The following is a 15,454-nucleotide window of genomic DNA, read 5'->3' as shown; positions in this document are numbered from 1 at the left end:
ATAACCCATATGTCGGCATTGTTATCAATCGCTACTCATCTTCTTATGTTTATTATACCACATTGTTATATTATTGGGCATATTCATAGGATATTTAACTCACGTCATCGGTTTTTCATAGACCATCACCAGCACAACGCCGTCATGAATTTCCAGTTGAATAGTATTGAGTATATTCCGATTAAAACACGACGTTTGCCCCGGAAACGCTAAGTTAAACTCCTTTAACTCCCATTTCAACCCGATTGAACTAATGTTCGCACTGGGGATGCCAAAAAGCGATAGTTTAGTATCGATTGGCAGTGTCAATTGCTCTGATTGACCTTTTTTTATAACGAATCCAAGAAGTAGGGGGGGCGTAAAAAAGACTATTTGTTGCCATAAAGATATTAATATTGTTAAGAATATGGTCCAAATACCCGCCGTTCATGCCAACAATAATTGCCGGAAGAAGGTTTTGTTGATGTAAATAATGCATCGATTTTTGAAAATCTGAGCTATTTTGGCATGGTTCAAACAAGACAGGATGATTATTACGCAAGGCCGCATGAATACTATCCAGATCGCCAATGATGATTTCTGGTGATAATCTCATCTTCTTTAAATGATTTGCTGCCCCGTCTGCAGCGATAACAGGTAACTGCTGCTGTCGAAAAAAGGATGCCTCTGGCAAATCACCATTTAAGCATAAAATCGAGCGATATCTACTATCGAATAGATAGTTTATCATAACGATGCTTCAACAATATTAAATAACAAATCCCAGAATATTTCTGGCTAGAACAGCCATTGTTCTGGTTTCATTGCCATAAACAATCAAGGCCAATGAGCCGATTAGATAGTTCAAAATCAAGATCGTTTCAAAAAGTAAGCGTAGTTACTACGCGCCTATTTGGTTGAACTGAACATATTCCTTAAGACTATTTTTTATAACGCCTTGAAATCAAACGTTTCTTTTTGCGTTGTTGTCGAGGAGTAAGTTCATTTTTCTTATTTTTAAAAGGATTGTCTCCCGTTTTAAACGAAATTTTAACGGGGGTTCCAACAAGATTTAGTTGTTCCGTGAATTGGTTTGCTAAATAGCGCTTATAGCTATCAGGTAAATCATTTAATTGATTGCCATGGATGACAATGGTCGGTGGATTGTGTCCACCCGCATGAGCATATCGCAATTTTATTCGACGTCCTTTGACGAGTGGCGGTTGATGTTGGCTAACCATATCTTGTAATAGTCGTGTTAGCTTTGATGTGGATAGCGCCATATTGGCTGAATCATATGCTTCATGAATATCGGCATATAATAAACCAACGTTACTACCATGCAACGCCGACACAAACCGTTTTTTAGCATAAGTTAAAAAAGGTAACCGTCTTTCAATATCTTGCTTGACTTTGTCCTTGCTCTCCTCATCCAGCCCATCCCATTTATTGACAACAATGACAATGGCACGACCCGACTCAACGATAAAGCCAGCCATGTGGAGATCTTGTTCTGTAACCCCTTCACGAGCGTCAATAACCAGCAAGCAAACGTTTGCTTCATCAATGGCTTGCAGCGATTTAATCACCGAGAATTTTTCAATTGATTGCTGTATGCGCCCTCTTTTACGCACCCCTGCCGTATCAATTAAGATATAGGATTGTTGGTTACGTGAGAACGGAATACGAATGCTGTCTCGGGTAGTTCCAGGCATATCATAGACAACTACACGCTCTTCACCAAGAATTCGATTGACTAGGGTTGATTTACCCACATTGGGTCGTCCGATGAAAGCAATGACAATTGCCTCTTTGTCTAACTTAAGGGTCGTATCTTCAGATTCAGTGGGTTCGGGTGGAAATAACGACTCACATTGATAAACTAAATCCTGCAATCCACGCCCATGCGATGCTGCCAGAGGGACAACATGATTAAATCCAAGATGAGCAAACTCACCCAAGGCAACATCTTCTTGCATGCCATCGGTTTTGTTAACACCGAGAATGACAGGTTTATTCATCCGCCGAAGTTGATTCGCAATATCGCTATCAATGGGTGACAACCCGCTGCGTCCATCCACCACAAAAAGGATGACATCGGCTTCTTGCAGAGCCTGGGTTGATTGGCGACTCATCAGGGTATCCACTGCTGCATCATCCACACCGATACCACCGGTATCAACAATGATAAATGGACGCTCACCCAATGTCACATGCCCATATTGTCTATCACGGGTCAACCCCGGAAAATCAGCGACTAAAGCATCCCGTGAACGGGTAAGGCCGTTAAACAATGTTGATTTGCCAACATTGGGGCGACCAACTAATACAACAACTGGTTCCATCGTTATCCTACTGAGTACCGGCTTAAATAACCAGATGTTGTTTGAATTAATAAACTATCATCTGCGACAACTGGTGCAACAGACGATTTAGCCTGCGCATTGACGCGTGCCGTAAAAACGCCCGTTCGCAAGGATAAGCCATGGACCAAGCCTGTTTTATCGGTAACAAATAACTGATTATTTGCCACGACCGGTGCGCTTAAACCACGATGCATTAGCTGAGGTTGTTTCCAATTAACTCGACCGCTTTGTTTATCTAATGACCAAATTACATCATTGCTATCAACGTAGTATAAGTTACTCCGATCCACAGCGATGTCTTTATAAACAGAAGCATTTCGTCGCCATTTAAACTGACCTGTTTGTAAAGATAAAGCGCCAACTGCTCCCTGAAAAGCTGCGAAGTAGGCGGTATCATTTTCAATGATGGGATCGGCATCCACGTCAACTAACTGCTCAATATCACTTGCGCCTTTGGGAAAGGCAATTCGACCTTGCCATAATGATCGACCTGTTGCAATATCAATCGCTTCAACCTTGCCGTCTGAAAAGGCGGAAAGGACATATTGATTATTGGCAAGCACAGGACTTGAACTCGCTTTTAAGATGATATCTGGCGCACCATGATCCACTGACCATAATTTTTCACCGTTTTTGACATCAAATGCGTATAAAAAACCATCAACTGTTTTGGCAATGACTTTATTTTTCGCTATCAAGGGCTTTGCCAACATATCATTGGACAACTGTGTTTGCCAAAGTTTGCTACCGTCGGATTTTTTAAGGAGATGTAGTTTGGCGTCATTTGTGGTAAGCGCAATAAAGTTATCAGATACCGTGGGACCGCTAACAATCGGTTGGGATAAATTAGACTGCCATAGTATTTTCCCATTCCCTTCTTGGATTGCTTTAACCACGCCTTGACCGCTCACAGCATAGATAATTTTTTTATTGACCACGGGTGTCGTCTTCTCAAGCGTGGAAATATTCTTCTCTTTTCCAATAGGAACTTCCCACTTTTTAGTTAAATCCGATCGCTGCGTCATCATCGGAAGCGTCTTCGGTTCGGGGGTATTGTCTTTCCCAAGCATATAATTATCGACATAAGTACAGGATGTTAATGGGATAATCAAACTGGCTAAAGTGATTTTTCGATACAACAGTTTCATCATTATTTGTTCTCGTTAAGTTATTAACTAATTAGACGGTTTTTATACTTGCTTGCTCGGACAATTGTAACCTTGCAACATCATTTGATTTCATTTCTAAAAATAAATTACCGACATTTTGCTTTCGGGTTGTTGACAGCGCATCTTCATAGGCAACTTTAGCCTTTTCAAATTCACCCATTGCTGAATAGATATCACCGCGCAACTCACTAACCAAAGGCCGATAGCTATCATTAGAAATTGTGCCAATAGCATTAAGCGCTGATTGATAATTCTTTTGCGCAACCAACACCCGAGCCAGACGTAACTTGGCAATTTGCGTGAGTGCACTATTTTTATTATTTTTAATCACAGCATTCAAACGAGAAACAGCTTGATCATAGCTTTTTTTCTCGGTCGCAACTTTAGCTAAGGTTAAATTAGCGGCGTCGCCATAAACTGTTCCTTGGTGATTTTCTACTAATTTATTCGCCCTCGAAACAAGTGCTTTATTGTCCTGATTAGTATAAGCCACTAACATTTGCTCATAAAGCGAAGAGGCTTGAATTGAAACCTTTTGATTGTGCCATTGCCAGTATCGATACCCAGCAAAACAAACAACAAGGATTAATACAATGGTTGAAATGGTATTGCCATGTTTACTCCACCATTTTTTTATCTGTTCAATTTGTTCTTCTTCAGTCACATAGGTTGACATGGCTTACTCCTCGATCTGTTGGATAATATTCGCTACAGCTTGTAGCAAGTCATTTTGTGAAATGACTTGTTGAGGTTCATCTTTTCTTAAAAATTTAATTCCGATTGTATTTTGCTCAAGCTCTTCTTCACCAATTATTAGCGCCAAGTATGCCTGGCTTTTGTCTGCCTTTTTAAACTGACTTTTTAATCCTGTCGAAACATGGCTAACAATGACGCTTTCATCAGCAAATTGAGTTCTCAGTTTTTCAGCCAATTGCAAAGCAATGACTCTTGCTTCATCCGTCGTTGTAATAAAGAAAATTAAGGGATAGCGTTGCGATGGCAAGCTCTTTTGTTTTACTTCTTGCAATAAGATCAATCGCTCCATGCCCAGAGCAAATCCCATGGCAGTGGTTTGCTTACCTCCCAAATGCTCAACTAATAAATCATACCGACCACCGGCACAGACCGTTGATTGGCTCCCCAGCAGATTAGTTGTCCATTCAAACACGGTTTGATTATAATAGTCTAATCCTCGAACCAACGTTGGATTAACGCGATAACCTATACCAACGTTTTCAAGCACAGCACACAACTGTGCAAAATGATTCTTACTTTCTTCATTCAGGTGATCAATTAATTTTGGCGCATTGTTAATAACCTCAGTCATATCAGGATTTTTGCTGTCAAGAATGCGCAATGGATTTCGATTTAATCGCCTAATACTATCTTCATCGAGCAAATAGGCATGATCTTGAAAATAGGTGGTAAGCAACTTGATATAGGACTGACGCTCTTGGATTGTACCAAGTGAATTGATTTCTAACACCAAATCATCCAGTAAATCAAGCTTCTGCCATAACCGCTGGCAGAGGAGGAGCATTTCAGCCTCAATAGAAATGCCATCAAAACCATAAATTTCCACACCTAATTGATAGAATTGTCGATACCGACCTTTCTGAGGTTTTTCATGCCGAAACATGGGGCCAATATACCACAATTTTTGTTGTTGGTTATGTAACAATCCATGCTCAATACAAGCTCTAACGGTGGAGGCTGTCCCTTCAGGTCGAAGCGTTAAACTATCACCATTTAGATCCGTAAAAGTATACATCTCCTTTTCAACAATATCCGTAAAATCACCGATTGATCGCTTAAAAAGATTCGTACTCTCAACTATTGGCGTGCGTATTTCATCATAGCCATAGCTCGATAGCACTTGTCGCATTGTTGCCTCTAAAGCCTGCCACTTTGGTGTATCTTGTGGAAGAATATCATTCATTCCGCGTATTGCTTGAATCTTATCCGACACGTCCTGACTCCTGATCAGGCAACTTTATGATCGTACTCATTTTGTTTAAATCAGTTAGTTGTTGTTGTTTATCAATTTGCTTTTGATTAAGTTGAGCACTCATTTCAGCGGTTGTATCTTGAGAAACTTTCCCATTTTTCCACCAAATTCCAACACTGATAATCACGGCTGACAACGATAATACGGTAAACCATTTGACTAAGTTGACCCCATGATTCACATCCTTTCTTTTTTGCCATAAATAGGCCTCTTGTGTCGGCTTATGAATCGCATAATTCGAATCATACTGCTCAATCAAAGGCTCTGCTTCGAGGTCAACGCATTTGGCGTAAGCTCGGATATACCCTTTTATAAACACTGTTTGAGGCAACTTATCAAAGTCATTATCCTCAATTAAAGATAATATCTGGCCTCTTAAATGCAACTTGCCGGCAACATACTCAACGCTATAACCCTTTTTATTTCGAGCATCTTGTAGTTGTTGACCAATCGAATCTACAGATACTTCTATTGATTGTTCTGTCTCATTATCCGTTGTCATTTTGATCTCCTGATTGAGAGGAAGCTATATTTGTCATGGATTGCAATCTTGCTTGATAAAAGGAAAGCGTATTTTCATCATGCGTTTTTTCAGCGAGCATAACGCCTTGTTTCAATAACCCGCTATCTTGATAGGTTAGTTCAGGATACTGCTTTAGTAAATCGAGTGCAGAGTTGTCCTTATGTTGCTTAACAAGTAATTGCAACGCTTCTACCAACGACGGTTTACGTTGTGGATCTTGAACCAAAGCCTTTTTAAAATAGGCCAAAGCTTTGCTATCATTGCCATTTGCTTCAGCACACAGACCTGCATTTTCATAAGCACCAGCGACATTCAGATACTTAACATCTTCCACTGCTTTTAAGAAATATTTATCAGCCTCTGCATAACGTTTGTTACGGCATAAAAAAGCACCGTAGTTATTCAATTGTGCGCCGCTATTGCCAGCGAATGAAATTGCTTTTTGATAATATTGATCCGCATTTTCAATATCGCCCGATGTTTCAAGATAATATGCAAATCCCGCATTCACATCAGGGGATTTAGGAGCCAATGACAATGCATTGAGAAGCTTGGATTTTGCACGTGAACGATTGCCTTGCTTTAAATAAGCCAAGCCCAATTGGGTATTAATTCTTGCGGCATCCGCCGTTCTCTGAGGGCTTTTTTGCTGTTCAATGACTTTATCCGAATGCTCTGCACATCCGTTGAACAGAAAAACGAATGCCAATAATACTAGATGATATCGTTTCACAAATCCCTACCTAATCTCAAACGTTTCAACAAATTATACCCACGTTTAAAAATGAATCAAATGAAAGTGATAATTTTTTTAAGCTTCAATAACTTGCCGATTAAAATTAATTTTCTGCCAACGCTCTGATCGTCGTGTTCTATCTTTAAATTCGCCCGCTAATTGACCACAGGCGGCATCAATATCATCGCCCCGTGTTTTACGGGTAATCGTATTGATACCATGATTAATCAATATCTCACGAAAGTGATTAATAGTTTGCAAAGTAGAACGCTCATATTGGGCCATAGGAAATGGATTAAATGGGATCAAATTCACTTTACAAGGAACATTTGCCAACAGTTTAACTAGCTGCCGGGCGTGTTCAGGCTGATCATTGACACCCTTTAACATGACGTATTCCATGGTAACATACCGTTTATGCTCCCCCTTAAAATAGTCACGACAAGCAGCCATTAACTGCTTTAAAGGATATTTTTTATTCAGCGGGACCAGTTGATTACGTAACTCATCATTGGGGGCATGTAAAGAGACGGCTAATGCAACTGGACTGACTTCTTTTAGCTTTAATAAGTAAGGCAACACTCCGGAAGTTGATAAAGTAACACGCCGTTTTGATAAACTGTATCCAAAATCGTCCATCATCAAATTCATTGCCGCCACTACGTTATCAAAGTTAAGTAGCGGCTCGCCCATACCCATCATCACGACATTCGTAATTTTCCGATCATGAAACCCATTTTGTTGGGATAGTTCACGCACAGCAAACCATACCTGAGCAATTATTTCACCGGCGGATAAATTACGATTAAACCCCTGCTTCGCTGTTGAACAAAAGCTGCAATTTAAGCCGCAGCCAACTTGTGATGAGACACACAATGTGCCTCTGTTCTCTTCAGGAATAAATACCGTTTCAATACAATTTCCACAATGCAATTTCAATAGCCATTTGTGAGTACCATCCACTGAATGCTGGCTTGAAACCAATTCTGGTAATTCAACAACCGCAACCTCACTTAATTTTTCACGAAATGATTTGCTCAAATTGGTCATCTGTTCAAACGAACAATGCCCATATTGATGTATCCATTTGATGATTTGTTGGGCACGATAGGGCTGCTCACCAAGCGACGTGACAAACGCTGTCATAGCAGTTCTATCATAATCCAGCAGATTTATTGTATTGCTCATGGTGTCCTAGCGACTAAAAAGCTCATCGCCAAAAAAGAAGGCAATTTCCTGTTGGGCTGTTTGAGCGCCGTCTGAACCATGAACAGCATTGGCATCAATGCTATCGGCAAAATCCGCACGGATGGTCCCTACTGCTGCTTCTTTAGGATTGGTAGCCCCCATTAATTCACGATTTAAGGCAATGGCATTATTCCCTTCGAGAACCTGAACCATAACGGGACCCGATATCATAAATTCAACGAGATCATTAAAAAATGGTCGCGCTTGATGAACTTCATAAAACTGTTCAGCTTGTTTGCGTGATAGATGCATCATTTTTGCATTCACAATTTTCAAACCCGCTTTTTCAAAGCGTGATAGTATTTGTCCAATAACATTTTTACCAACCGCATCGGGCTTGATAATCGATAGTGTTCTTTCAATAGCCATGGAAACTCCAAATTTATCAATGAATCATACACGCTTTAGGATTGTTGACATCATGATTTAGAAACTTTAGGGGTTTTTCTCATCAAATATAAAATCGTGTGTTGCTTTTCAAGTCGGCAATTAACGCTTCGTCAATGAGAATTAATGCTTGGATTTAGCACACCCTGCCACACCAACAATCAAACCATGTCCCGTCATCAAATCTAAAACATCAATCGTGTTTTCGCCGATATTATAGAGGATCTCACTATTATTGGCAATCTAAGCAGGGGTATATAAATATTATGATTCAGTATTAGGCATATCTTCCGTCACATTGCGGTCTAGTTGGATAAACTCTCGATTAATCGCATCTTGTTCTAAGTCCATCTTATAATCAGGCAAGGCTCTGAGTAGATCGTTGCAGGTCATAATAAGCTGTTCAAAATGTTGCCGATATTGACGCATTTGTTGTTGAATGGATAACGCCTCGTCTTGCGTTGCGTGAATGTTATCTATGACATTGAGGGCAACTTTCTTCAAGGGTGAAATCGATTGGCAAAACGAAGATATGACGGTGTCAAGTTCGATGGCTACGTTGGATGTTTCAAGACATGTTTTTATTGCCGATGGATCATCATCAATAGAAGACATGGGCAACATCGCAAAAAGGCTGTTAATAAATGAACCGACTTGTTCCTTAGACCATTTGATTTGATTTTGTTGAGCTAACGTATACATCGCTTGATTAGCCTGCTTAAATGCAAGGTGCCATGGTTTTAATTCGTTCAGGATTAATTGCTGGCACAACGATATGTGTTTGTGGTGCGAATATTCTAACTCATGGAAATCTTTTGACATCTGAGAAAGCTCAAGCCGCTTATTCTCAAGTTCAGCTCGGGTCAGCCCTCCAGGAGATGATTCAGGTTTTACTGTCTCGCCAGACAATAGATAATCCACATAGAGCTTTTGGAGATATACTTGATAATCATAAGCCTGTTGATAAATAATACCTGTCAAAACACTTATCATTGGCAAGTGCACGAGCTTGTTGAAAAATGATTCAGGTGTGTTCAGTGTATTGACAATATCTTGTTCTGTGAGTTTGATATGATAATAGCAAAAGAGGCGACCAACCGTAATAATACTATATGATGAGGGAGTAGGTTTAGGCCCATGTGCTTGCTCTGCCATGAACGAAGCTCCTTTTGATCTGTCAAATTAAATCCTATTTTAGTAATATAACACAATTTTTGAGATAACGTTGCATGCATTTATTGGCTTAACAATGACAATTGAAGCAGATATTAAAATAATACGGTCTTTTTTAAAACAAGAAACCCCTTCTGTCTGGCTCGACCAAGCGCCCAATCATATCGATCATTTATTGATTGATCATGCCCATTGTGAACGTAAGGCTGCATCAACCGCTATTAATCTCATTGCGATAGCACCCAATGATAGGGTACTAGTCCGTTGTATGTCTCCGCTAATTCGCGAAGAAATGCTTCACTTTGAAAAAGTCCATGATATATTAGTGGCACGTGGCATCGAATTTTATGCCCTCCCACCCTCTCGCTATGCTAGTCACCTTCATCAACACGTGCGAAAATACGACACTCACTATCGACTAACCGATCTATTAATCATTGGGGCCATTATCGAAGCACGTTCATGCGAACGTTTTGCTGTGCTATCAGATGTCATCAACGATGATGAGCTGATTCGCTTTTACCGAGGCTTAATTAAAGCAGAAGCCCGTCATTTCATGGATTACATCGAATTGGCCAAACGCTATGATCCAAATTTAAAGGATCGTTTAGATTTCTTCTTACTTTTAGAAAATGAGTATATTTTAGCCAATGATAACGTATTTCGTTTTCACAGTGGGCCTTTAGCGTTATAACCAGGACTTACTTCTCCCAGCTGATTAACAAGTAGGAGAAGTAAAAGAAATTATGGTTTTGGCGAGGGTGAAGGGGATAACGGTTGTGGATTGTAGGCCAACAATTTCAGCGGCTTCTCATTCAGTCCTTCAATCGTAGTACTTAAATGTTCTTCAAATGTTGACTCTAATCTTGGTGCAAACTCTGCATTCAGCTCTTCTTTTGATAGCAGCTTTTTGGTTTTTGCTTCTTCAAAACTTTTACCTTCCATCGGCGCGCCAGAGAATGACACCTTCACGTTTTGTTGACTATCCTCGGTCTGCTCAAGTTTAAAGTTGATTGTATGTTTTGTATTATCCAGGATATCTTTGATATATACTTTCTTATTCTTGTAATCCACTTCCATGGTTTCCCAATCCAGTTGATAATTTGCTTCGACAAAATGTTTAATAAACGACGTCATCTGATCATCGCTTGGCATTTGATACTTACTGGTATATTGGAGCTTACCATCCACTTTTTCTATGCGTGGTGGTTGAGGCTGGTTATGGATCATTTCATCCATCTCAGTAGCAAGTTCTTGTTGGATTGTCTGAGCAGTCGCAGCAGCGATTGGCAATTCTTTGCCATTAATGACTTTAACCACTTCAACTGTCGGTCTACCTTGACTGTCTAGGTCTAGCCGAACTTTACCATGGAAATTGGTGATTTTTTCGTTAATTTTAATCTCACAATATTGAACAAAATCATCGCCAATAATCTCATCGAGCTCCTCTTGGCTTGTTAATTGCGCAGCAGGAAGTGAATAATCAATTGCAAAGCCTTTATCAGGATGATTAGACTGACCGCTAAAGAAATGACCGCCATGGACAAGTATGGTTGGATAAGAAATGGGGATTTCAATGGTTTCTTTACCAAGGGCATCTTTATTGTGCTCGTCTTTATAGAGATATTTGGCCTCTGCAACAATCACATAACCCCCACCCGTAGCATTTTGCTTTATTGCCTTAGCGTGTAATTGATAAGGCTTCCTATCTTCTGGCAACAGGTCAGGCTCAGCCGCTTGAAGTTTAATTTGTGAAACAGCATCCGGATTATCCAGCAAAAACTGGATCACTTTGCTTGGATCATCCTCTTTTTTAACCACTTTCCTATAAAGTGGACTTTCACTATCCAAAATTAACTCATATTCCGTTTTTTCTTTAAGATATGCCTCAACAAAAATGTCCGTGGGTGTTGGATCGGAACCATACTGCGTAAACACCACTTCTTCCGCATCCGCCCCAGAAAAGAGCTTACCATAGACCAACCCATCGTTCATTTGAGCATACATCGAAAATTTTGGATCAAAATTAGTTGGTATAGCCCCTGTCGCACCAAAGAACCCTTTGACTGCGCTCATGGTTTTGTCCTTACTAAGACCGATACTTTGAGCCACACTCTCTCGTTGACTCCAATAAAACATCAGATCGGAAAAACTCGCATTATAGGAAAATAAAGCGGCGTTAAGCAATGCGCACGATGCTAATAATTTCATCATGCCGGTATACCATTCTACATAGGCAGCTGCTTCACCTCGAAGCAATTCTCTTTGGACGTATTCTTCCAATTGCTCCCACAGTTTATCCCGCTCTTTGGCATTCTGACTTTTGTATTCTGCCTTTATTTGACGATAAGGCGTTAACGCTTTTTCACGGGAAGCGAATTCAACTGCTAGAACCGTTTTAACAAAGGCTTTATGATCCTCAAATTTTTTCTTATTTAATGTTTCAATTTTTTCTTTAGCTTTTTGGGCCTGTTCGCTAAGTTCAATGTTATCTTTGGCCATGACTCACCTCGAATTGGTAAAAATAAAAACCCTTTGCATTATGATAACACAATATAATCACCTTGTCATCCCAATCACTGAGCACAAACCGTTGCACAACTTGCTTTCCTACCACATGGTGATGAAGGGCTGGCTGATGGGTGTGACCATGCACTACCATATCACAAGGATATCGATGGATAAACTTATTAATGCCATCAATTGTCACAGCACCCAACATACGTTGCTTTGGTTTGTTTCGTTGACTTCTTTGACGAACTCGTTTTGCTAATGCACGGCGAAATTTGAACGGGAAGCGATTAAAGAAAAAAGGAAAGATGGCATTCCGTGTGAAATGATAAAATAGCTGATGCGTTCTATCTTTGGTACATAAACGATCACCATGTGTCAACGCAATCGTGTTTCCTTGCCAATTTAATAATGTACCATCTTTTAAATAGTGCATACCGCTCTGGCGGCAAAAACGTTTACCCAATAAAAAATCACGGTTGCCGCCCATATAGAATAGCTTGATGCCTTTTTTATCTAGCGCTAGTAGGGCGTTTCGAATGGGGGTAATCCATTCAGAATGATCATCATCACCAACCCATAAGTGAAAAAAATCACCGAGGATATAGACTGACTTTGTATTATTCTCAGCCCAATGGCAAAAGCGTATGAATTGGTCAGTTAAGGCAGGACAATCTGGATTTAAATGTAAATCGGATATGAAAACAGCTTCATTCATAAAGGTTCAACAATCAATTGTTCATCCTGAAGGTAAATTTGACAAGGTCCTTTTATGTCTTGTAAATCATCACTCAAACGATAGTATCCAGCGATGGATACGAGATCCGCTTCTAATGCTTGACAGAAAATTCTTGCATTGATATCCCCGTTTATACCAGCGAGTGCGCGTCCACGTAATGGCCCATAGATGTGAATATTGCCATTCGCTAATAATTCCGCACCATGACTAACAGGCGCAGTAATAATTAAATCCCCAGATTTGCTAACCACTTGTTGGCCAGAGCGAACCGGTTTGTCGTGTATTTTTGCCACACAGGCTTCTTGGGTTTCAACCACCTTTTTGCGAGTCTCATCTTCAATGGCTCGATCATATTTAGTAGAAGCATGTAAAATGGGTAATCCTTGTGATATAGCCATTGCTGCATGTTCCGGATGAGGGCTTTGCACTGCAACAGGATATAACCCTTTGGATAACATGGTATCACATAATTGACTTAAATTAAGTTCTTTATTGCCCATTTTGGAAAAATCAAGAACAATTCCCGTTTGTTCAAACATAGCAGGCGCTTGTGCAATTGCTTCTTCCAATTGTTCTTCGAGGGAAGGAAAATTATCATAGTGGAACTGCATAACTGTCAGCGTGAACATTCTTCCTTTTAAATGAAACGCCTTCGTTTGTGTTGATGACTGGTTCATAAATAGTTATGAGTTAATTTGTTGAAATTTTTATACTATCTGGCTCATGATAGTAAATCAACTAATTGCCACATAATTTTTGCAGTTGCTCCCCAAATTAAGTGTTCGGGGTGTTCAAAACTCAAGGTTTTTACGTTCACCCCACCAAACTGGCGCGTCATCATTTGATAAGATTTTTTTTCTTTGACTTTTTCGATGGGTAATTTGATTAATTGTTCCACTTCTTCTATCTGCAGTTGATACCCAGACACACAATCGACTTCAGCTAAGTAAGGCGAAATTTCATACCCTGTCAACGTAAAGACTTTATCCATTGGCTGTATGATATGAATGCGTTGGGGTTCAATACCGATTTCTTCATGCGTTTCCCGCAATGCTGTATACTGTATGTCTTTATCGCCTCGTTGCCACCTCCCCCCTGGGAAGCTCACTTCGCCAGCATGAATGGATAATTGCAAACTTCGTTTGGTTAAAATTAAAGAGTGGCTTTGGCGTTCAATGATAACCAATACCCCTGCTTGTTTATTCATATTGGTTGCTCTAATGTGTTTTCACCGCATTTAAGATAGCGGATAGTTTAATTAAACATTCCTCATATTCTTGTTCTAGCCTAGAATCAATGACAATGCCACCGCCTGCATGTAGCCAAAATTTTTGATCAATCGCTGTCATGGTGCGAATGGCGATATTGCTGTCTAATCGCCCATGCCTTGAATAGTAAAATAGACTGCCACAATAAGGCCCTCGCGCCGAGAGCTCCAGTTCAGCGATCATTGTCATTGCTTCGACTTTCGGAGCCCCAGTGATTGAACCGCCAGGAAATGAGGACAACAAAACCTCAATCGCCGAGTAGCAATCTTTCTTAATAGCTACGACTTCACTCACCAAATGATGGATTTGCGGATAACTGTGCAACGCGCATAATTGATTGACACGGACACTGCCTTTTTCAGCAATTTTACTGAGATCATGGCGCATTAAATCCACAATCATCACGTTCTCAGCGCGATCTTTTTCGCTGGTTTTCAACGCTTGCGCCAATGCCCAATCAAGCTTAGGGTTTTCATGGCATCGAGGCGCCGACCCTTTGATCGGGCACGTCGTTACTTTATTGCCATCAACCGTGATAAAACATTCCGGTGAAAATGATAAAATTTGATGGGAATCATAGGCTAAAAACGCACCATAGGGCTCAGGGTTTTGGCGAGCAATTTGTTCATATAATTGCCATGAGGACACTGTCGTATTGATACAAAACGTCTGAGCGAGGTTAACTTGATAACAACGCCCTGTTTTTAAACCATCCATAACCAAATTGAAGGCGTTTTCATAATCCGATTTCTGCCATAATGATTTAACCTCAGCAACAGCCTGCGTTGAAGCCGATAGGATGGAGTTTTGCCAAAGTTGTTGTATGTCGCTGACATTAGCAAGTGTGTCGTCATCTGTTTCATAAATTAACGTGGCTGATTTTTCTTGATGGTTAATGGCAATACACCATCGATACCAATTTAAGCAAACCAACGGTAGATTGTGGTATGGGTTATGTGCTTGCAATGGAATACCATGAGCTAGAACGCCATAATTATAAGAAATATACCCTATAATGCCTCCTTGAAATGGGTAGTGACCAGCGGTTGGTTGGTTAAATTCTTCCTCTATTTCTAAAATACTCGCAATATCCTCAAGCCGATGCAGCGTTTGACTCTTAAATGGAAGAGCTGTCACAATATCCCAATTGCCATTGTTTTTTCCATCGCTTTTTAATAAGGCAAAGCCAGGCAAACTAGCTAATTGGCGATAAGTGGACAATAAATCGCTTGGCAAAACCAGTTGTTTGGTTTCTCTGAATATTTGTTTCATTATTTTACATTATGCTGTTGTTGTGCAATAATTAACACTTTGTTTTGCCAATTGGGATTTTTTGGAGTCAACCAC

At 40.2% G+C, this 15,454-nt stretch carries 16 protein-coding genes; 1 reads left to right on the top strand and 15 read right to left on the bottom strand.

The genetic code is table 11. From position 1 onward, the window contains the following. Positions 1-286 precede the first annotated feature (286 nt). The 10 genes from AB3348_RS00180 to AB3348_RS00135 form a co-directional block, all read right to left on the bottom strand. Entirely contained in the window at positions 287-730 is a 444-nt protein-coding gene (locus AB3348_RS00180) for a thiamine diphosphokinase (RefSeq protein ID WP_367605511.1), read from the bottom strand. A 190-nt stretch (positions 731-920) separates the two neighbouring features. Then, positions 921-2,324, bottom strand: a complete 1,404-nt coding sequence (der, locus tag AB3348_RS00175) for a ribosome biogenesis GTPase Der (protein ID WP_367605510.1) — start codon at positions 2,322-2,324, stop codon at positions 921-923. A gap of 2 nt (positions 2,325-2,326) precedes the next feature. Beyond that, positions 2,327-3,496, bottom strand: a complete 1,170-nt coding sequence (gene bamB / locus AB3348_RS00170) for an outer membrane protein assembly factor BamB (RefSeq protein WP_367605508.1) — start codon at positions 3,494-3,496, stop codon at positions 2,327-2,329. Between the two features lie 28 nt (positions 3,497-3,524). After that, complete coding sequence (locus tag AB3348_RS00165) at positions 3,525-4,190, bottom strand: YfgM family protein (RefSeq protein ID WP_367605506.1); 666 nt, start codon at positions 4,188-4,190, stop codon at positions 3,525-3,527. A gap of 3 nt (positions 4,191-4,193) precedes the next feature. Next, positions 4,194-5,483: a histidine--tRNA ligase gene (gene hisS, locus AB3348_RS00160; RefSeq protein WP_367605505.1), complete on the bottom strand. Its 1,290-nt coding sequence runs from the start codon at positions 5,481-5,483 to the stop codon at positions 4,194-4,196. Then, entirely contained in the window at positions 5,473-6,024 is a 552-nt protein-coding gene (locus AB3348_RS00155) for a helix-turn-helix domain-containing protein (RefSeq protein ID WP_367605503.1), read from the bottom strand. Before AB3348_RS00155 ends, hisS begins: the two co-directional genes overlap by 11 nt. Then, entirely contained in the window at positions 6,011-6,778 is a 768-nt protein-coding gene (pilW, locus tag AB3348_RS00150) for a type IV pilus biogenesis/stability protein PilW (RefSeq protein WP_367605502.1), read from the bottom strand. Before pilW ends, AB3348_RS00155 begins: the two co-directional genes overlap by 14 nt. Before the next feature lie 78 nt (positions 6,779-6,856). After that, entirely contained in the window at positions 6,857-7,969 is a 1,113-nt protein-coding gene (rlmN, locus tag AB3348_RS00145; protein ID WP_367605500.1) for a 23S rRNA (adenine(2503)-C(2))-methyltransferase RlmN, read from the bottom strand. Positions 7,970-7,975: 6 nt separating this feature from the next. Beyond that, on the bottom strand, positions 7,976-8,398 hold the full coding sequence (ndk, locus tag AB3348_RS00140) for a nucleoside-diphosphate kinase (RefSeq protein ID WP_367605499.1): 423 nt from the start codon (positions 8,396-8,398) through the stop codon (positions 7,976-7,978). A gap of 282 nt (positions 8,399-8,680) precedes the next feature. Then, positions 8,681-9,571: a hypothetical protein gene (locus tag AB3348_RS00135; protein WP_367605497.1), complete on the bottom strand. Its 891-nt coding sequence runs from the start codon at positions 9,569-9,571 to the stop codon at positions 8,681-8,683. A 94-nt stretch (positions 9,572-9,665) separates the two neighbouring features. On the opposite strand from AB3348_RS00135, the gene AB3348_RS00130 reads away from it, so the two are divergent. Next, positions 9,666-10,283: a tRNA-(ms[2]io[6]A)-hydroxylase gene (locus AB3348_RS00130; RefSeq protein WP_367605496.1), complete on the top strand. Its 618-nt coding sequence runs from the start codon at positions 9,666-9,668 to the stop codon at positions 10,281-10,283. A 50-nt stretch (positions 10,284-10,333) separates the two neighbouring features. Here the strand turns inward: AB3348_RS00130 and AB3348_RS00125 are convergent, their stop codons facing one another. From AB3348_RS00125 to AB3348_RS00105, 5 genes are read right to left on the bottom strand one after another with little or no spacing between them, the layout of a single operon-like run. Beyond that, positions 10,334-12,091 carry a hypothetical protein gene (locus AB3348_RS00125; protein WP_367605494.1) on the bottom strand — a complete coding sequence of 586 codons (1,758 nt, stop codon included), beginning with the start codon at positions 12,089-12,091 and terminating at the stop codon, positions 10,334-10,336. Beyond that, the gene (locus tag AB3348_RS00120) at positions 12,078-12,818 is read right to left on the bottom strand and encodes a UDP-2,3-diacylglucosamine diphosphatase (RefSeq protein WP_367605492.1); all 741 of its coding nucleotides are present in this window, start codon (positions 12,816-12,818) and stop codon (positions 12,078-12,080) included. The genes AB3348_RS00125 and AB3348_RS00120 overlap by 14 nt, the downstream gene beginning before the upstream one ends. Next, the gene (gene minC / locus AB3348_RS00115; RefSeq protein ID WP_367605490.1) at positions 12,815-13,516 is read right to left on the bottom strand and encodes a septum site-determining protein MinC; all 702 of its coding nucleotides are present in this window, start codon (positions 13,514-13,516) and stop codon (positions 12,815-12,817) included. Before minC ends, AB3348_RS00120 begins: the two co-directional genes overlap by 4 nt. Before the next feature lie 44 nt (positions 13,517-13,560). Further along, positions 13,561-14,046 (bottom strand): CoA pyrophosphatase, encoded by a 486-nt coding sequence (locus AB3348_RS00110; RefSeq protein WP_367605488.1) that lies wholly within the window; start codon positions 14,044-14,046, stop codon positions 13,561-13,563. Positions 14,047-14,056: 10 nt separating this feature from the next. Then, positions 14,057-15,379 (bottom strand): anthranilate synthase component I family protein, encoded by a 1,323-nt coding sequence (locus AB3348_RS00105; protein WP_367605486.1) that lies wholly within the window; start codon positions 15,377-15,379, stop codon positions 14,057-14,059. Between the last annotated feature and the right edge of the window lie 75 nt (positions 15,380-15,454).

The organism is Legionella sp. W05-934-2, from assembly GCF_964199965.1.
Lineage (GTDB): Bacteria > Pseudomonadota > Gammaproteobacteria > Legionellales > Legionellaceae > JAFIFT01.
This window is presented reverse-complemented; position numbering and strand designations above follow the sequence as displayed.